Source organism: Simplicispira metamorpha, assembly GCF_004341365.1.
Lineage (GTDB): Bacteria > Pseudomonadota > Gammaproteobacteria > Burkholderiales > Burkholderiaceae_C > Simplicispira > Simplicispira metamorpha.
This window is the reverse complement of the sequence record NZ_SLXH01000001.1, coordinates 41,036-56,883: the sequence shown is the minus strand read 5'-3', so window position 1 is coordinate 56,883 and position 15,848 is coordinate 41,036. Positions and strand designations below refer to the sequence as shown.

Here is a 15,848-nt window from a genome sequence, read left to right as displayed (position 1 = left end):
CGATGAACAAGATTCGCAAGGGCGACGAAGTCGTCGTGCTCGCAGGGCGCGACAAAGGCAAGCGCGGCACAGTGTCGCTGCGCAAAGATGACTCCTACCTGGTGGTAGATGGCATCAACCTGGTCAAGAAGCATGTCAAGCCAAACCCCATGAAGGGTACGACTGGCGGCATTCTTGAGAAGGCCATGCCTATCCACCAGTCCAATGTGGCTATTTTCAATGCCGCCACTGGCAAGGCTGATCGCGTTGGCATCAAGCTGCAAGCAGACGGCAAGCACGTTCGCGTGTTCAAGTCCAGCGGCGCTGAAATCAAGACGGCCTAAGGGGTAAAACATGGCACGACTCCAAAAAATCTACCGCGAAAAGCTCGCTCCCGAACTGATGAAGCAGTTCGGCTATACCTCGCCCATGCAGGTGCCTCGCCTGACCAAGATCACACTCAATATGGGTGTGAGCGAAGCCGTCGCTGACAAGAAAGTCATGGACAACGCAGTGGCTGATCTGACCAAGATTGCTGGTCAAAAGCCTGTTGTCACCAAGGCTAAAAAAGCTATCGCCGGTTTCAAGATCCGCGAAGGCCAAGCCATTGGTTGCATGGTCACCCTGCGCGGTGTGCAGATGTACGAATTCTTGGATCGCTTTGTTACCGTGGCACTGCCCCGCGTACGTGACTTCCGGGGTATCTCCGGTCGTGCGTTCGATGGCCGTGGCAACTACAACATCGGCGTCAAAGAGCAAATCATCTTCCCTGAAATTGAGTACGACAAGGTCGACGCCCTGCGCGGTCTCAATATCAGCATCACTACAACGGCCAAGTCCGATGAAGAGTGCAAAGCACTGCTCACCGGTTTCCGTTTCCCCTTCAAGAACTGAGGCAGCGTATGGCAAAACAAGCTTTGATCCAGCGCGAGCTCAAGCGCGAAAAACTGGCTGCCAAGTACGCAGCAAAGTACGCAGAACTGAAGGCCGTCGCATCCGACGCCAAGCGCAGCGATGAAGAGCGCGATGCAGCCCGCCTGGGCCTGCAAAAGCTCCCACGCAACGCTAATCCCACGCGCCAACGCAACCGTTGCGAAATCACCGGTCGTCCCCGCGGTACTTTCCGTCAATTCGGCTTGGCCCGCGCCAAGATCCGTGAACTGGCTTTCGCAGGCGACATCCCCGGTGTCACCAAGGCCAGCTGGTAAGCAGGCAGGAGAGATACAACATGAGCATGAGTGATCCCATCGCTGACTTGCTGACCCGCATCCGCAATGCCCAAATGGTTTCCAAAGCCACTGTGAGCGTGCCTTCTTCCAAAGTGAAGATCGCCATCACCCAAGTGCTGAAGGACGAGGGCTACATTGACGGTTTCGAGGTCAAGAGCGAAGCCGGCAAATCCGAACTCCAAATCACCCTGAAGTACTACGCTGGCCGTCCGGTCATTGAGCGTATCGAACGTGTCAGCCGTCCCGGCTTGCGCGTGTACAAAGGCCGTGATGCCATCCCACAGGTCATGAATGGTCTCGGCGTGGCCATTGTCACCACCCCCAAGGGCGTGATGACCGACCGCAAAGCGCGTGCTACCGGTGTCGGTGGCGAAGTGCTTTGCTACGTGGCTTAAGCCGTGACATTGAGGAGAAACTGAAATGTCCCGTGTAGCAAAAATGCCGGTCACCATCCCCGCTGGTGTGGATGTGTCGATCCAGGGCGAGCAAATCAGCGTCAAGGGCGCTGGTGGAGCCTTGTCTGTGGCGCAAAACCTGCTGGTTACTGTGACCAGCAACGACGGCAAGCTCTCTTTTGAGCCTGCCAACGATTCCCGCGAAGCCAATGCCATGAGCGGCACCATTCGCCAGTTGGTCAACAACATGGTGGTCGGTGTCAGCAAAGGTTTCGAGAAAAAACTGACGCTGATTGGCGTGGGCTACAAAGCCCAAGCTACTGGCAACAAGTTGAACCTGGCTGTGGGTTATTCCCATCCCGTCAACTTTGACATGCCCGCAGGTATCACGGTGGCTACCCCTACCCCGACTGAAATCGTGGTCAAGGGTGCCGACCGCCAGCGTGTAGGTCAGATTGCCGCTGAGATCCGTGCTGTTCGTCCTCCCGAGCCTTATAAAGGCAAGGGCATCCGCTATGCGGACGAAAAAGTCACGATCAAAGAGACCAAGAAGAAATAAGGAGCTGCAACATGTTGACCAAGAAAGAGCAGCGTCTTCGTCGTGCCCGTCAGACCCGCATCCGCATTGCCCAGCAAGGTATTGCCCGTCTGTCGGTGAATCGTACGAACCTCCATATTTACGCTACCGTGGTTTCCGGCGACGGCACCAAGGTGCTGGCCAGCGCCTCCACTGCCGAAGCCGAAGTGCGCACTGCACTGGGTGGCTCTGGCAAGGGTGGCAACACTGCAGCAGCGCAAGTCATTGGCAAGCGCATTGCTGAAAAAGCCAAAGCAGCGGGCGTCGAAAAAGTTGCATTTGATCGCGCAGGCTTTGCCTACCACGGTCGCGTCAAGGCCCTGGCCGACGCAGCCCGTGAAGCAGGTTTGCAGTTCTAAGCGGAACGGAATACAAAATGGCTAAATTTCAACCCCGAGTGCAAGACGAAGGCCGCGACGACGGAATGCGCGAGAAGATGATTGCGGTCAACCGCGTCACCAAAGTTGTTAAGGGTGGTCGCATCCTCGGCTTTGCTGCGCTGACCGTGGTCGGTGACGGCGATGGCCGTGTGGGCATGGGCAAGGGCAAATCCAAGGAAGTACCGGCAGCGGTGCAAAAAGCCATGGAAGAAGCCCGTCGCAACATGGTCAAGGTCTCGCTGAAAAACGGCACCATCCACCATCAGGTGATGGGTCACCACGGTGCCGCTTCCGTCATGATGGCTCCGGCTCCCAAGGGTACCGGCGTGATTGCTGGCGGTCCTATGCGCGCTGTGTTTGAAGTGTTGGGCATCACCGATATCGTGGCCAAGAGCCATGGTTCGTCCAACCCTTACAACATGGTTCGTGCCACCTTTGACGCGCTGACCAACTCCACCACCCCTGGTGCAGTGGCAGCCAAGCGCGGCAAGTCGGTCGAAGACCTCTTCGTCTGACAGGAGCTTTGACAATGTCTACACAACAAACCGTGAAAATCCAGCTGGTTCGCAGCCCGATTGGCACGAAAGAATCGCACCGCGCTACTGTGCGTGGTCTGGGTCTGCGCAAACTCAACAGTGTCAGCGAACTGCAAGACACACCTGAAGTGCGCGGCATGATCAACAAGATCAGTTATCTGGTCAAAATCGTCTGAAAGGTTGATGATGGAACTCAATAACATCAAGCCCGCAGACGGTGCCAAGCACGCCAAGCGCCGCGTGGGCCGTGGTATCGGCTCCGGTCTCGGCAAGACAGCTGGCCGTGGTCACAAGGGTCAAAAGTCGCGTTCGGGCGGTTACCACAAGGTCGGTTTCGAAGGCGGTCAAATGCCTTTGCAACGCCGTTTGCCCAAACGTGGTTTCAAGTCCATGACTTTGCGCTTCAACGCAGAAGTGACCCTGACAGATATCGCTCGTCTGGGTCTGGCTGAAGTGGACGTTCTGGTGCTCAAGCAAGCTGGTCTGATCAACGACTTGACACGTGCTGTCAAGGTGATCAACACCGGTGCGCTGGCTACTGCCGTCAAGCTCAGCGGTGTCAGCGTCACTGCTGGTGCCAAGGCTGCTATCGAAGCCGCTGGCGGCAGCGTGGCCTGAGTCTACTCTTGAAGGAAAAAAGCCGTGGCCACTAGCACAGCTCCAATGGTAAAAACCGGAAAGTTTGGCGATTTGCGTCGTCGGCTGGTTTTTCTCTTGTTGGCGCTGGTCGTTTATCGGATTGGGGCACATATTCCCGTTCCTGGTATCGATCCAGCCCAGCTGAAGCAGCTGTTCAGTGGCCAGCAAGGCGGCATTCTGAACCTGTTCAACATGTTCTCGGGTGGTGCACTGTCGCGTTTTACTGTCTTTGCACTGGGGATCATGCCGTACATCTCGGCATCGATCATCATGCAGCTGATGACGTACGCAGTGCCCGCCTTCGAGCAGATGAAAAAAGAAGGCGAAGCAGGTCGGCGCAAAATCACCCAGTACACCCGCTACGGCACTTTGGGTCTGGCAATTTTCCAGTCTCTGGGTATCGCGGTGGCACTGGAAAGTTCTGTAGGTCTGGTACTTGAGCCTGGGTTTGGATTTCGTCTGACGGCAGTGGTAAGCCTGACTGCGGGCACCATGTTCCTGATGTGGTTGGGCGAGCAAATCACCGAGCGTGGGCTGGGCAACGGTATTTCCATTCTGATTTTCGCTGGTATCGCTGCTGGTTTGCCCAGCTCCATTGGCGGTTTGCTGGAATTGGTTCGCACTGGTGCGATGAGCATCATTGCAGCCATCTTCATCGTGATTTTGGTGGCATTTGTCACTTATTTTGTGGTGTTCGTCGAGCGTGGTCAGCGCAAGATTTTGGTGAATTACGCTCGTCGGCAGGTAGGAAACAAGGTGTATGGAGGTCAGTCCTCGCATCTGCCTTTGAAGTTGAACATGGCAGGTGTTATTCCTCCCATTTTTGCTTCTTCGATCATTTTGCTGCCTGCAACTATTGTGAATTGGTTCAGCGCGGGTGAGTCGATGCGTTGGTTGAAAGACATCTCTGGTGCTCTGACTCCTGGTCAGCCTATCTATGTGATGTTCTACGCCACTGCTATCGTGTTCTTTTGCTTCTTCTACACTGCACTGGTTTTTAATAGTCGAGAGACTGCAGATAATCTGAAAAAGAGTGGAGCTTTCATCCCTGGCATCAGGCCAGGTGAACAAACGGCACGGTATATCGATAAAATTCTGGTTCGATTGACGCTTGCAGGTGCTGTTTACATCACTTTTGTGTGTTTGCTGCCGGAGTTCTTGATTCTGAAATACAACGTTCCTTTCTATTTTGGTGGGACGTCGTTGCTGATCATTGTGGTAGTAACCATGGACTTTATGGCCCAAGTGCAAAATTACCTGATGTCGCAGCAGTATGAGTCGCTGCTGAAAAAAGCCAACTTTAAATCCGGTGCTGCCAGTTAAGGGTGCCGAAGATCTGCAAACGTGTCGGCGTAAGCTGTCGTACTAAGCCTAGGTCAATATCAATCAACGTCCCACAGTGTGCTGTGGGAGCCTTTGGTCTCGAGTGCCTTGGGTTAAGCGCAAAAAAGTTTTAGGAGAGTGAAATGAGAGTTTCTGCTTCGGTCAAGAAAATCTGCCGTAATTGCAAGATCATCCGCCGCAAGGGTGTGGTGCGTGTGATCTGCACTGACATGCGTCACAAGCAGCGTCAGGGTTGATTAGGAAAGTATAGAGGACGCATATGGCACGTATCGCTGGTATCAATATTCCGCCACATCAGCATGCTGAAATTGGCTTGACAGCCATTTATGGCATCGGTCGCACGCGCGCACGCAAGATTTGCGAAGCCTGCGAAATCGCTTATTCCAAAAAGATCAAGGATCTGACGGATGGCGATCTTGAGAAGATTCGCGATCAAATCGCACAGTTCACTATTGAAGGTGATCTGCGTCGTGAAACCACGATGAACATCAAGCGCTTGATGGACATTGGCTGCTACCGTGGTTTCCGCCACCGCCGTGGTCTGCCTATGCGTGGTCAGCGCACGCGCACCAATGCCCGCACTCGCAAGGGTCCGCGCAAGGGTGCAGCAGCACTGAAGAAATAAAGAGATTGAAAGATCAACATGGCTAAATCTCCTTCCAACAACGCAGCCCAGCGCGTTCGTAAAAAAGTTCGCAAGAACGTTTCGGATGGCATCGCTCACGTGCATGCCTCGTTCAACAACACCATCATCACGATCACTGATCGCCAAGGCAACGCTCTGTCTTGGGCCTCTTCGGGTGGCCAGGGCTTCAAGGGATCGCGCAAATCGACGCCTTTTGCAGCCCAAGTCGCTTCTGAAATGGCTGGCCGCGCTGCCATCGAACAAGGCATCAAAAACCTGGACGTCGAGATCAAGGGTCCCGGCCCTGGTCGTGAGTCTTCGGTGCGCGCACTAGGCGCTCTGGGCATCCGCATCACGTCCATCGCTGACGTGACGCCGGTTCCACACAACGGCTGCCGCCCACAAAAGCGCCGCCGTATCTAAGTAATTTTGAAGCCCACCGCCGCCTGCGAACGCACCAGCGCTCCAGGCGGCTCCCGCAATGTATTTGCGGTAGATGACATAAAAGGAAGTTCACGTGGCACGTTACCTCGGCCCCAAGGCCAAACTCTCCCGCCGTGAAGGCACCGACCTGTTCCTCAAGAGCGCCCGTCGTTCTATTGCGGACAAGGCCAAATTTGACTCCAAGCCCGGCCAGCATGGTCGCACTTCGGGTGCCCGCACCTCGGACTACGGTCTGCAACTGCGTGAAAAGCAAAAAGTCAAGCGTATGTACGGTGTGCTGGAAAAGCAATTCCGCCGCTATTTTGAAGCCGCTGATCGCCGTAAAGGCAATACCGGTGCCAACCTGATGTCCCTGCTGGAGTGCCGTCTGGACAACGTGGTTTACCGTATGGGCTTTGCTTCCACGCGTGCTGAAGCACGCCAGATTGTTTCGCACAAGGCCATTGTGGTCAACGGTGTTTCGGTCAACATTCCTTCCTACTTGGTTAAGGTGGGTGATGTGGTGGCTGTGCGTGAAAAATCCAAGAAGCAAAACCGTATTGTCGAAGCCTTGCAATTGGCGCAACAAGTTGGTATGCCCGCGTGGGTGGATGTGAATGCCGAGAAGGCTGAGGGTGTCTTCAAGAAGGTGCCTGATCGTGATGAGTTTGGTGCTGATATCAACGAATCGCTGATCGTTGAGTTGTACTCGCGCTAAGTTATCCGCTGCATCTTTGATAAAACTGTTCCTGTACCGCGAGGCATCGCGGTACAGGTGCTTCACCAGCCTTACCGGTGTAACGAGCTGGGGGTATTGAGAGGAAGTCTGCATGCAAACAAATTTGCTGAAACCCAAGACGATCAATGTCGAGCAGCTTGGTCACAACCGTGCCAAAGTCGTGCTGGAGCCATTCGAACGTGGTTACGGTCACACGCTGGGCAACGCTATCCGGCGTGTCTTGCTCTCGTCCATGGTGGGTTACGCAGCGACGGAAGTGACGATTGCTGGTGTATTGCACGAGTACTCCTCCATTGATGGTGTTCAGGAAGATGTGGTGAACATTCTTCTGAACCTCAAGGGTGTCGTTTTCATGCTGCACAACCGCGATGAAGTCACACTGAGTTTGAGAAAAGATGGCGAGGGTGTGGTGACTGCGCGTGATATCCAGACGCCGCATGACGTTGAAATCATCAATCCTGACCATGTCATCGCCCATCTGTCTCAGGGTGGCAAGCTAGACATGCAGATCAAGGTTGAAAAAGGCCGTGGCTATGTTCCGGGCAACATGCGTCGTTACGCAGATGAGTCCACCAAGTCGATTGGCCGCATCGTTCTCGATGCCTCTTTTTCTCCGGTCAAGCGCGTTAGCTACACCGTAGAGAGCGCACGTGTCGAGCAACGCACTGACCTCGACAAGTTGGTGGTGGAAATTGAAACCAACGGTGCTATTGCTGCAGAAGATGCTGTGCGTAAATCTGCACGTATTTTGGTAGAGCAGTTGGCTGTTTTTGCACAGCTTGAAGGCGGTGACTTGCCTGGCATGGGTGAGCCTGCGGGTAACGTTCGTGGCAATACGAATTTTGATCCGATTTTGCTGCGCCCTGTGGACGAGCTTGAACTCACTGTGCGTTCTGCAAATTGCCTCAAGGCAGAAAATATTTACTATATTGGCGACCTGATTCAGCGCACAGAGAATGAGTTGCTCAAGACGCCGAATTTGGGTCGCAAGTCGCTCAATGAAATCAAGGAAGTCTTGGCGTCACGTGGTTTGACGTTGGGAATGAAGCTTGAAAACTGGCCGCCAGCAGGTTTGGACAAGCGGTAAGTTATAATTTTTCGCCCCCTCGCAGGGGCAGTGCCAGGGCAGTACCTTGTACGGCTGCCTGATTAAACAACATAAAAGGAAAAGCACCATGCGTCACGGACACGGCCTTCGCAAACTCAATCGCACTACATCGCACCGCCTCGCGATGCTGCGCAACATGATGAACTCGTTGATTGAGCACGAAGTCATCAAGACTACTTTGCCAAAATCCAAAGAATTGCGTCGCGTGATTGAGCCCATGATCACCTTGGCCAAGGTGGACACTGTGGCAAATCGCCGCCTGGCCTTTGACCGCCTGCGTGACCGGGACAGCGTGACCAAGTTGTTCAATGATCTGGGTCCCCGTTTTAATGCGCGTCCTGGTGGTTATACCCGTATTCTGAAGATGGGTTTCCGTGTTGGCGACAACGCGCCCATGGCATTGGTCGAACTGGTGGATCGCGGTGCTGTTGTTACCGAAGAAAATAATTCTGGTGCAGCAGCATAAAATCAGGTTATAATTAAAGCGCGCGATGGAGCAGTCTGGTAGCTCGTTGGGCTCATAACCCAAAGGTCGGAGGTTCAAATCCTTCTCGCGCAACCAAACAAATAAAAAACCCGCAGTAATGCGGGTTTTTTTTCGCCTGTGCGTTTCGCCACATTTTTTCTGCCTCAAGAATCAGAGAGAGTTCTATGACATTGCAATGTTTGATCGCCGCAGTATTTTTTGCGGTTGCCGGGTGGGCAGGTGGTGTTGCCGCACAGGTGCCTCTTACCACGGCTGCCACTATTGCCCAGAACACCACTTCCATTGCCGTGGCGATCGATGGCGCTTGGGCGCGTGCCAGTGTGGCAGGTCAAAAAGCTACCGGCGCCTTTATGCGTATTACCGCCCGCCAGAGCCTGCGTTTGGTGGGTACCGACTCGCCCGCTGCGGGTGTCACTGAGCTGCACGAAATGAAGATGGAGGGCGATGTGATGAAAATGCGCGCCGTTCCCGCATTGGCGTTGCCCGCTGGTCAGACCGTAGAGCTCAAGCCTGGGGGCTATCACGTCATGTTGATGGACTTGAAAGCACCGCTGACCCCGGGTAGCAGTGTGCCACTGACCCTGGTGTTCCAGGATGCCCAGGGCTTTGAGTTCCGGCAGCAAGTGCAGGTGCCGGTGGCTACCCGCGCCGTGCCTGCAGCCCACGCACCTGCCCATCAGCACTGAGCAGTAACCACTGCCCTCCGGCATTGGAGTAAGCTGTTAGCACCTTTGATAACTACACCAGCGGAGCGGCCATGAGCGACACATCCCCTTTCGGTTTCGGCAAATTCGTGCCGGGCTTTGACTTCCTGCAAAATCTCACCAAAGGCACTTCGGGGGGGCTGCCGCACATGCCCAGCCTGTCGAGTTGGGTGGCGCCGACCCTCAGTGTCGAAGAGTTGGACAAGCGTGTCACCGAGTTGAAAGCCGTGCAGTTTTGGCTGGAGCAAAACTCGCGCGCGCTGGCTGCGACTATCCAGGCGCTGGAAGTGCAAAAAATGACATTGGCAACCCTCAAGGGTATGAACTTCAGCATGGGTGATGTGGCCAACGCTTTCAAACTCAAGACCACAGATGCTGTCATGGACAGCGTACACAAAGCGGGTGAAACCCTTGCTGGTGCTGCCCATGCCATGGGTGACGCTGCGGCCCGTGCGGCCGAAAAAATGGCTCCTGAAAGTGCTGCACCTGCAGCCCCGCAAGCCGCCGCCAAGGACACCGCCGAAGCCCCGGCCAGTGTGGTTGATCCCATGCAGTGGTGGGGTGCACTCACCCAGCAGTTTCAGCAAATCGCCTCCACTGCCCTGACCGAAGCGGCTAAGCAAGGCGCGCTGGATACCACCCGCCACATGGCCACCGATCTGGCGAAAGAGGCTTTCAAGACGGCCACCGACATCGCCACCAAGGGCGTACAAAGTGTGCAAGAAGCTACGCGCCGTGCGGCCAGTGCAGCCACGACGGCCCCTGCACCTGTACGCAAAACCACAGCAGCCAAGGCCACCACGGCAGCCAAAGACACTACTTCAGCCCCCAAGCCCGTAGCGCGCAAATCAGCCGCAACCCCGGCGGCGGCTCCTGCGGCCAAGAAAGCAGTGCGCCGCCCTGCCACCAAATCTGCGCGTTAAAGGCATTTGTTGCCAGCGCAGTGCTTGACAACACGGCCAGGCATCCCATGAAACGGTGCCCCACCGGCCATGCCACACATCCGCAGTGGCGCATGGCTGCCGCCTTGGTGCTGGCACAGTTGCGCGCGCAGATGGCGCTGCCCGGCTACGCCCATGCGCCCACGCTGGGCCTGCTCTACATCACCGACCACTACGCCAGCGAGGCACAGACGCTGCTGGATTTTCTCAGCGCCGAGTTGCCGGAGGTGACTGACTGGAGCGGCACCGTTGGCATAGGGGTGTGTGCCAGCAATGCCCAATACTTTGATGAGCCCGCCCTGGCGGTGATGCTGCTGGATATTCCCTGCGATCAGTACCGCGTCTTCTCGGGCGTGGCGCCACTGCCGCGTGTGGGCGAAGGGCGTTTTGTGGCGCACACCGCCCTGGTGCATGCGGATGGCAACACCCCCGACGTTACCGGCCTGGTCGCCGAAATGGCCGAGCGCACCACCAGCGGCTACGTATTTGGTGGCCTGGCCGCCAGCCGTGGCGCCAGCGTGCAGTTTGCTGTGGGGGGCAGCGGCAACCTGGCGGGTCATGGCGCAGCCGGTGGGGTGTTCCTCGGCGGCCTGTCGGGCGTGGCCTGGGGGCCTGGCGTGCACTGGCTATCGCGCATCACCCAAGGCTGCCAGCCAGTGGGGCCGGTGCAGCGCATCACCGCTGCGCAAGACAATGTGGTGCTGGCACTGGACGGTGAGCCCGCCCTGGATGTGTTGCTGCGCACGCTGGACGTTTCGCTTGAAGGCGACCCGCAGATCGCTGTCGAGCGTGTGCGCGCCACCCTGGCAGGGCTCATGGACGCGGGCGAAGAGCCTGGCACCTGTGCGCGCACAGGCCACTTCGGCCCCGACACGCGCGTGCGCCAAATCCTGGGGTTGGATGGTGCCCGCCACGGCGTGGCACTGGCCGAATCCATCGAGCCCGGCATGTGGCTGGCGTTTTGCCAGTGCCGTGCGGCAGCTGCACATGCTGACCTGACCCGCATCTGTGCAGAAGTCCGTGAAGAGCTTTCTCCCGATGTGCTGGAGCCCTTTTTGCTGGGCAGCACTGCGCCCGAGCAGGCGTTGGCGGTACCACCCCAGCGCCACATCACCGGCGCCATTTATGTGAGCTGCTCTACCCGGGGGGGCTCCCATTGGGGCGGGCCCGGCGCCGAACTGCGGGCGGTGCGCCATGCGTTGGGCGATGTGCCTCTGGTGGGTTTTTTTGCCGCAGGTGAAATAGCTGGCCACCATGTGTACGGCTACACGGGCGTACTCACAGTGTTTACCAGCGACGATCCCACTATCTAAAGCATTTTCGGGCTCAAAGCCTTGTGCCGTGGGCGCTGGCAGCTATCGAATCAATAGTAAATCAAGGTGCCCAGGGGTGCCCGCGCCCCATGCACCCAGGCCGCGAAAGCCCCAGCAGCACGGGTGCGGCCTGGCATGGATCAGCGGCGATAGGGGTTATCGGGCCGTTCGTCATAGCGATTGGGTACGCCGTCGCCATCGCGGTCACGGTCGCGGCGGTTGGGGATGCCATCGCGGTCGCGATCCCAGCCGCCGCGCTGCATTTCCCAGCGGCCATTGTTTTGCACCCATTGCGGCTGGCGGTACTGGTAGCCGGGCCGGGCCTGTACCCAGTGGCCTGGCACCCAGCGGTGGCGGTTGCCACGCCACTCCCAATGGCCTGTTTGCCACACCTGACCCCGGCGTGGGCGGGGCATGGCTTCGCGCCGGGGCGGTGGGGGTGCCGGAATCACCTGGTAAGCCGGTGGGCCGGGGCGGTACGTCCGATCGGGTGCATCGGACTGGATGATGACGGTGGCTTGCGGCGCGGCCTGTGCGGGGATTGCCGCGCACAACACCCACAAAGCAAGGGATGCGGCAGACAAGGCATAACGGGTGTGGGCCATGAGGGACTCTCCGGGGTGCGTTCCTTGCGGAAACGGGAGTCTTCATGGTGCCATCGTGGCGTCAATCGTCTGTAGGCGGCGTGCGAAGTTTTGTGTAAGCCTGTATCCACTGCGCTGCAATGGCAGTCCGTTATGTCTTGCTACCCGCTCGTTGGTGGATCAGGGCGCGCGGTACAGCGCCTGCAAGGTGCTGCGAATCAATTCGGCCATGGCCTGTTGTGTCAGGGTGGCTGGGCGCTGTGAGCTGACCGCCATGAACAGCTTGCTGCGCAGACGCGCTGCGCCAGCGTCATCGTTGCTGGTGCTGTGGATGGGCCGGGTGCTGAACACCTCCGGTTTGCCCGAGGTGGTGACGGCATTCATGGGCAGCACAGCGCAACCGGCGCCATCGGCCACCAAGTCCAGGATGGCGGCCACACCGTCGATTTCGAGGCTGATCTGCGGGCGCTGGCCCCGCGCGGCCAGGGCCGATTCCACCAGCATGCGGATGGAGTTGGGGCGTGTGGGAATGACCAGTGCAAAGCGCGGCAGTTCGTCCAGCGACAGGGGCACACCGGCCAGTGCATTGGTGCCCGCCTGGGCCTGCCCGGCGCTGCGGCGCTGTACCAGAAACAGGTCTTCCTCCAACAGCGCCGTGGTCTCGATGCCTGGCGCCGGAGGCGTGTTGTAGAGCAGCGCAATATCGAGCAGGCCGGTGGTGAGCGACTCGCGCATGGCCACCGACAGCCCTTCGCTGATGGCCAGCGCTGCGTCGGGCAGCTTCACGCGGAAGGCGCGGGTCAGCGGCACGGTCAGCACTTTGGCGATGCTGGGCGGCAGACCGATGGCCACGCGCCCGGCCAGCGCGCCGCGCACGCGGCCCAGTTCTTCGCGTGCGCGCTCCACCTGGTGCAGGATGCCGCGCCCATGCTCTAGCAGCAGCTTGCCCGCCTCAGTGGGGGTGGCGCCCCGGCCATTGCGCACCAGCAGGTTCTGGCGCAGCTCCACTTCCAGCAGGCGCACCTGGCGGCTCAGGGCGGGCTGGGCAATGTCCAGCACCACGGACGCGCGGGTAAAACTGCCCAGCTCGGCCACGCGGACAAAGTATTCGATCTGCTTGAGGTCCATGGAAAACGATCTGCGCTATTTGCAATAGCTTGAAGTGAACTATCGCGCAATGGTATATCTGGTAGTGCCGGGGAGGGCTTCTGATCGTGCCCGCTGCTGTCCACAATCCAGGCCATGGACACCACCGCACACCCCCGCGCTGCGCAGCGCCCCGCCGGAGACACCGCATGAGCGCCCCCGTGGTCCGCGGCATTTCTTCCATGGCCACGCGCCAGGTGCTGGCCGAGCTGGTGGATGGGTTTGCGCAGCAGTCGGGCACCCACGTGGCCATCGAATCGGTGGGCGGTGTGGACGCTGCCAAGCGCGTGCAGGCGGGCGAGGCTTTTGACGTGGTGATTCTGGCGTCGGACGCCATCGCCCGATTGCTGGCGGCAGGGCAACTGCTGCCGGGCAGCCAGGTGGACTGGGTGCAGTCGGGCGTGGCCGTGGCCGTGCCCGCTGGGGCGCCGCTGCCTGACCTGCGCACCGAAGACGCCGTGCGCCAAGCCGTGCTGGCCGCGCCCAGCATCAGCTTGTCCACCGGCCCCAGTGGCGTGGCGCTGTCCCAGCTGTTTGCGCGCTGGGGCATTGCCGACCAGATCGCCCCCCGCATGGTGCAAGCGCCACCGGGCGTGCCCGTGGGCGCGCTGGTGGCGCGGGGCGAGGTGGCGCTGGGCTTTCAGCAACTGAGTGAGCTGCTGCATGTGCCCGGCATCACCATCGCTGGGCCGCTGCCTGCGGCCATCCAGATCACCACCACGTTTTCAGCGGGCGTGGGTGCGCAGTCGCCACAGGCCGAGGCAGCCCGGGCGCTGCTGGCCTACCTGGCATCGCCGCAAGCCGCCGATGCCAAGCGCCGCCAGGGCATGGCGCCGGTGTGACCCTGCCGCCATCGCCTGGAGACAGCGCCCGCACCGCAACCCCTGGCACCACGCCACATGACACCCCATAGACAAGGAGCACCCCGGACATGAGCCTCATCATCGACTGCCACGGCCACTACACCACGGCCCCCAAGGCGCTGGAGAACTGGCGCAATGCGCAGATCGCTGGCATCAAAGACCCGGCGGCCATGCCCCAAGTGGCCGACCTGAGCATCAGCGATGACGAACTGCGCGAGTCCATCGAAACCAACCAGCTCAAGCTGATGCAAGAGCGCGGCAGCGACATCACGCTGTTCAGCCCGCGTGCCAGCTTCATGGCCCACCACATCGGTGACTTCAATGTGTCCAGCACCTGGGCGGCCATCTGCAACGAGCTGTGCTACCGCGTCTCCACGCTGTTCCCCGACCATTTTGTGCCCGTGGCCATGCTGCCGCAGTCGCCCGGTGTCGATCCGGCCACCTGCATCCCCGAGCTGGAAAAGTGCGTCAAGGAATACGGCGCCGTCGGCATCAACCTGAACCCTGATCCCTCCGGCGGCCACTGGACCAGCCCCCCGCTGACCGACAAGCACTGGTACCCCATCTACGAAAAGATGGTGGAGTACGACCTGCCCGCCATGATCCACGTCTCTACCTCCTGCAATGCGTGCTTTCACACCACGGGCGCGCACTACCTGAACGCCGACACCACGGCCTTCATGCAGCTGATCCAGGGCGATTTGTTCAAGGATTTCCCCTCGCTCAAGTTTTTGATTCCGCACGGCGGTGGCGCGGTGCCCTACCACTGGGGGCGCTTTCGGGGTCTGGCGCAGGAGATGAAAAGGCCCCTGCTCGACGAGCATGTGATGAACAACGTGTACTTCGACACCTGCGTCTACCACCAACCCGGTATCGACCTGCTCAATACCGTGATCCCGGTGAAGAACGTGCTGTTTGCCAGCGAAATGATTGGCGCCGTGCGCGGCATCGATCCCACCACCGGCCACTACTACGACGACACCAAGCGCTACATCGAAGCCAGCCGCATTTTGAGCAGCGACGACAAGCACCAGATCTACGAAGGCAACGTGCGCCGCGTGTTCTCGCGCCTGGATGCGCGCCTGAAGGCCAAGGGCCTGTAAGCCCCACGCCCCGCACCCCCCCAAGGAGAACCACACCATGTTTGAACTAGGCGTTGTGTACCGCAACATCCAGCGCGCCGACCGCGCCGCCGCCGACGGGCTGGCCGCACTCGGCTCGGCCACCGTCCACGAAGCCATGGGCCGCGTGGGCCTGCTCAAGCCCTACATGCGCCCCATCTACAGCGGCCAGCAGGTCAGCGGCACGGCCATCACCGTGCTGCTGCAACCCGGCGACAACTGGATGATGCACGTGGCCGCCGAGCAGATACAGCCCGGCGACATCGTGGTGGCGGCAGTCACCGCCGAATGCACCGACGGCTACTTTGGCGACCTGCTGGCCACGTCCTTCCAGGCCCGGGGCGCCCGCGCCCTCATCATCGACGCCGGGGTGCGCGATGTGAAAACCTTGCAGGAGATGAACTTCCCGGTGTGGAGCCGCGCCATCTCCAGCAAAGGCACCATCAAGGCCACGCTGGGCTCGGTCAACATCCCGGTGGTGTGCGCTGGCATGCTGGTCACGCCGGGCGACGTGATCGTGGCCGACGACGATGGCGTGGTCTGCGTGCCCGCTGCCCGCGCGGTGGCCACGCTGGCGGCAGCGCAAAAGCGCGAGAGCTTTGAGGGCGAAAAGCGCGCCAAGCTGGCCAGCGGCGTGCTGGGCCTGGACATGTACCAGATGCGCGAGCCCCTGGCCGCCGCCGGCCTGAAGTACATCGACTGACCGCCATCGACT

24 protein-coding genes and 1 tRNA gene are annotated in these 15,848 nt (G+C 59.2%); 23 read left to right on the top strand and 2 right to left on the bottom strand.

Features of this window, described 5'->3' with window-relative positions:
- Positions 1–2: 2 nt before the first annotated feature.
- The 20 genes from rplX to EV674_RS00210 all read left to right on the top strand — a co-directional run bounded on the left by rplX (position 3) and on the right by EV674_RS00210 (position 11,419).
- The gene (gene rplX / locus EV674_RS00305) at positions 3–323 is read left to right on the top strand and encodes a 50S ribosomal protein L24 (RefSeq protein ID WP_119012369.1); all 321 of its coding nucleotides are present in this window, start codon (positions 3–5) and stop codon (positions 321–323) included.
- Positions 324–333: 10 nt separating this feature from the next.
- The gene (gene rplE / locus EV674_RS00300) at positions 334–873 is read left to right on the top strand and encodes a 50S ribosomal protein L5 (RefSeq protein ID WP_091457165.1); all 540 of its coding nucleotides are present in this window, start codon (positions 334–336) and stop codon (positions 871–873) included.
- Positions 874–881: 8 nt separating this feature from the next.
- On the top strand, positions 882–1,187 hold the full coding sequence (gene rpsN / locus EV674_RS00295; RefSeq protein ID WP_119012368.1) for a 30S ribosomal protein S14: 306 nt from the start codon (positions 882–884) through the stop codon (positions 1,185–1,187).
- A 20-nt stretch (positions 1,188–1,207) separates the two neighbouring features.
- On the top strand, positions 1,208–1,603 hold the full coding sequence (gene rpsH, locus EV674_RS00290; RefSeq protein ID WP_119012367.1) for a 30S ribosomal protein S8: 396 nt from the start codon (positions 1,208–1,210) through the stop codon (positions 1,601–1,603).
- A 25-nt stretch (positions 1,604–1,628) separates the two neighbouring features.
- Positions 1,629–2,162 carry a 50S ribosomal protein L6 gene (rplF, locus tag EV674_RS00285; RefSeq protein ID WP_119012366.1) on the top strand — a complete coding sequence of 178 codons (534 nt, stop codon included), beginning with the start codon at positions 1,629–1,631 and terminating at the stop codon, positions 2,160–2,162.
- Between the two features lie 11 nt (positions 2,163–2,173).
- The gene (gene rplR / locus EV674_RS00280) at positions 2,174–2,539 is read left to right on the top strand and encodes a 50S ribosomal protein L18 (RefSeq protein ID WP_119012365.1); all 366 of its coding nucleotides are present in this window, start codon (positions 2,174–2,176) and stop codon (positions 2,537–2,539) included.
- Positions 2,540–2,556: 17 nt separating this feature from the next.
- The gene (gene rpsE / locus EV674_RS00275) at positions 2,557–3,075 is read left to right on the top strand and encodes a 30S ribosomal protein S5 (protein ID WP_119012364.1); all 519 of its coding nucleotides are present in this window, start codon (positions 2,557–2,559) and stop codon (positions 3,073–3,075) included.
- Positions 3,076–3,089: 14 nt separating this feature from the next.
- A complete protein-coding gene (gene rpmD, locus EV674_RS00270; protein WP_091457148.1) occupies positions 3,090–3,272 on the top strand; it encodes a 50S ribosomal protein L30 in 183 nt (60 codons plus the stop codon).
- Positions 3,273–3,282: 10 nt separating this feature from the next.
- Complete coding sequence (gene rplO / locus EV674_RS00265) at positions 3,283–3,714, top strand: 50S ribosomal protein L15 (RefSeq protein ID WP_119012446.1); 432 nt, start codon at positions 3,283–3,285, stop codon at positions 3,712–3,714.
- A gap of 24 nt (positions 3,715–3,738) precedes the next feature.
- Positions 3,739–5,058: a preprotein translocase subunit SecY gene (gene secY, locus EV674_RS00260; RefSeq protein WP_119012363.1), complete on the top strand. Its 1,320-nt coding sequence runs from the start codon at positions 3,739–3,741 to the stop codon at positions 5,056–5,058.
- A gap of 143 nt (positions 5,059–5,201) precedes the next feature.
- Positions 5,202–5,315 (top strand): 50S ribosomal protein L36, encoded by a 114-nt coding sequence (gene rpmJ / locus EV674_RS00255; RefSeq protein WP_011793797.1) that lies wholly within the window; start codon positions 5,202–5,204, stop codon positions 5,313–5,315.
- A 23-nt stretch (positions 5,316–5,338) separates the two neighbouring features.
- A complete protein-coding gene (gene rpsM, locus EV674_RS00250; protein WP_119012362.1) occupies positions 5,339–5,704 on the top strand; it encodes a 30S ribosomal protein S13 in 366 nt (121 codons plus the stop codon).
- Positions 5,705–5,722: 18 nt separating this feature from the next.
- Positions 5,723–6,127 (top strand): 30S ribosomal protein S11, encoded by a 405-nt coding sequence (gene rpsK / locus EV674_RS00245; RefSeq protein WP_119012361.1) that lies wholly within the window; start codon positions 5,723–5,725, stop codon positions 6,125–6,127.
- 94 nt (positions 6,128–6,221) lie between these two features.
- Positions 6,222–6,845 (top strand): 30S ribosomal protein S4, encoded by a 624-nt coding sequence (gene rpsD, locus EV674_RS00240; protein ID WP_119012360.1) that lies wholly within the window; start codon positions 6,222–6,224, stop codon positions 6,843–6,845.
- 112 nt (positions 6,846–6,957) lie between these two features.
- A complete protein-coding gene (locus tag EV674_RS00235; RefSeq protein ID WP_119012359.1) occupies positions 6,958–7,953 on the top strand; it encodes a DNA-directed RNA polymerase subunit alpha in 996 nt (331 codons plus the stop codon).
- An 88-nt stretch (positions 7,954–8,041) separates the two neighbouring features.
- Positions 8,042–8,440 carry a 50S ribosomal protein L17 gene (gene rplQ / locus EV674_RS00230; protein WP_119012358.1) on the top strand — a complete coding sequence of 133 codons (399 nt, stop codon included), beginning with the start codon at positions 8,042–8,044 and terminating at the stop codon, positions 8,438–8,440.
- Positions 8,441–8,459: 19 nt separating this feature from the next.
- A tRNA-Met gene (locus tag EV674_RS00225) sits at positions 8,460–8,536 on the top strand.
- Between the two features lie 89 nt (positions 8,537–8,625).
- The gene (locus tag EV674_RS00220) at positions 8,626–9,147 is read left to right on the top strand and encodes a copper chaperone PCu(A)C (RefSeq protein ID WP_119012357.1); all 522 of its coding nucleotides are present in this window, start codon (positions 8,626–8,628) and stop codon (positions 9,145–9,147) included.
- Positions 9,148–9,218: 71 nt separating this feature from the next.
- Entirely contained in the window at positions 9,219–10,088 is an 870-nt protein-coding gene (locus tag EV674_RS00215) for a PhaM family polyhydroxyalkanoate granule multifunctional regulatory protein (RefSeq protein ID WP_119012356.1), read from the top strand.
- 47 nt (positions 10,089–10,135) lie between these two features.
- A complete protein-coding gene (locus tag EV674_RS00210; RefSeq protein ID WP_119012355.1) occupies positions 10,136–11,419 on the top strand; it encodes an FIST signal transduction protein in 1,284 nt (427 codons plus the stop codon).
- 140 nt (positions 11,420–11,559) lie between these two features.
- On the opposite strand, the gene EV674_RS00205 is transcribed toward EV674_RS00210, so the two are convergent.
- Positions 11,560–12,024, bottom strand: coding sequence for a YXWGXW repeat-containing protein (locus EV674_RS00205; RefSeq protein ID WP_119012354.1), 465 nt, complete (start codon positions 12,022–12,024; stop codon positions 11,560–11,562).
- A 159-nt stretch (positions 12,025–12,183) separates the two neighbouring features.
- Complete coding sequence (locus EV674_RS00200) at positions 12,184–13,131, bottom strand: LysR substrate-binding domain-containing protein (RefSeq protein WP_119012353.1); 948 nt, start codon at positions 13,129–13,131, stop codon at positions 12,184–12,186.
- A gap of 167 nt (positions 13,132–13,298) precedes the next feature.
- Here EV674_RS00200 and EV674_RS00195 point away from each other — a divergent pair, with 167 nt between their 5' ends.
- The 3 genes from EV674_RS00195 to ligK all read left to right on the top strand — a co-directional run bounded on the left by EV674_RS00195 (position 13,299) and on the right by ligK (position 15,836).
- Complete coding sequence (locus EV674_RS00195) at positions 13,299–13,991, top strand: substrate-binding domain-containing protein (RefSeq protein WP_119012352.1); 693 nt, start codon at positions 13,299–13,301, stop codon at positions 13,989–13,991.
- Between the two features lie 89 nt (positions 13,992–14,080).
- A complete protein-coding gene (locus tag EV674_RS00190) occupies positions 14,081–15,115 on the top strand; it encodes an amidohydrolase family protein (RefSeq protein ID WP_119012351.1) in 1,035 nt (344 codons plus the stop codon).
- Between the two features lie 37 nt (positions 15,116–15,152).
- Complete coding sequence (gene ligK / locus EV674_RS00185) at positions 15,153–15,836, top strand: 4-carboxy-4-hydroxy-2-oxoadipate aldolase/oxaloacetate decarboxylase (RefSeq protein ID WP_119012350.1); 684 nt, start codon at positions 15,153–15,155, stop codon at positions 15,834–15,836.
- Positions 15,837–15,848 lie beyond the last annotated feature (12 nt).

Coding starts and splice junctions, on each gene's coding strand:
- rpsK (WP_119012361.1), top strand. CDS start 5,723: ATGGCTAAATCTCCTTCCAACAACGCAGCCCAGCGCGTTCGTAAAAAA.
- rplX (WP_119012369.1), top strand. CDS start 3: ATGAACAAGATTCGCAAGGGCGACGAAGTCGTCGTGCTCGCAGGGCGC.
- rplR (WP_119012365.1), top strand. CDS start 2,174: ATGTTGACCAAGAAAGAGCAGCGTCTTCGTCGTGCCCGTCAGACCCGC.
- rpsM (WP_119012362.1), top strand. CDS start 5,339: ATGGCACGTATCGCTGGTATCAATATTCCGCCACATCAGCATGCTGAA.
- EV674_RS00195 (WP_119012352.1), top strand. CDS start 13,299: ATGAGCGCCCCCGTGGTCCGCGGCATTTCTTCCATGGCCACGCGCCAG.
- EV674_RS00215 (WP_119012356.1), top strand. CDS start 9,219: ATGAGCGACACATCCCCTTTCGGTTTCGGCAAATTCGTGCCGGGCTTT.
- rplQ (WP_119012358.1), top strand. CDS start 8,042: ATGCGTCACGGACACGGCCTTCGCAAACTCAATCGCACTACATCGCAC.
- rpmJ (WP_011793797.1), top strand. CDS start 5,202: ATGAGAGTTTCTGCTTCGGTCAAGAAAATCTGCCGTAATTGCAAGATC.
- rplF (WP_119012366.1), top strand. CDS start 1,629: ATGTCCCGTGTAGCAAAAATGCCGGTCACCATCCCCGCTGGTGTGGAT.
- rplE (WP_091457165.1), top strand. CDS start 334: ATGGCACGACTCCAAAAAATCTACCGCGAAAAGCTCGCTCCCGAACTG.
- EV674_RS00235 (WP_119012359.1), top strand. CDS start 6,958: ATGCAAACAAATTTGCTGAAACCCAAGACGATCAATGTCGAGCAGCTT.
- EV674_RS00205 (WP_119012354.1), bottom strand. CDS start 12,024: ATGGCCCACACCCGTTATGCCTTGTCTGCCGCATCCCTTGCTTTGTGG.
- rpsN (WP_119012368.1), top strand. CDS start 882: ATGGCAAAACAAGCTTTGATCCAGCGCGAGCTCAAGCGCGAAAAACTG.
- ligK (WP_119012350.1), top strand. CDS start 15,153: ATGTTTGAACTAGGCGTTGTGTACCGCAACATCCAGCGCGCCGACCGC.
- EV674_RS00210 (WP_119012355.1), top strand. CDS start 10,136: ATGAAACGGTGCCCCACCGGCCATGCCACACATCCGCAGTGGCGCATG.
- rpmD (WP_091457148.1), top strand. CDS start 3,090: ATGTCTACACAACAAACCGTGAAAATCCAGCTGGTTCGCAGCCCGATT.
- EV674_RS00220 (WP_119012357.1), top strand. CDS start 8,626: ATGACATTGCAATGTTTGATCGCCGCAGTATTTTTTGCGGTTGCCGGG.
- rplO (WP_119012446.1), top strand. CDS start 3,283: ATGGAACTCAATAACATCAAGCCCGCAGACGGTGCCAAGCACGCCAAG.
- rpsE (WP_119012364.1), top strand. CDS start 2,557: ATGGCTAAATTTCAACCCCGAGTGCAAGACGAAGGCCGCGACGACGGA.
- EV674_RS00190 (WP_119012351.1), top strand. CDS start 14,081: ATGAGCCTCATCATCGACTGCCACGGCCACTACACCACGGCCCCCAAG.
- EV674_RS00200 (WP_119012353.1), bottom strand. CDS start 13,131: ATGGACCTCAAGCAGATCGAATACTTTGTCCGCGTGGCCGAGCTGGGC.
- rpsH (WP_119012367.1), top strand. CDS start 1,208: ATGAGCATGAGTGATCCCATCGCTGACTTGCTGACCCGCATCCGCAAT.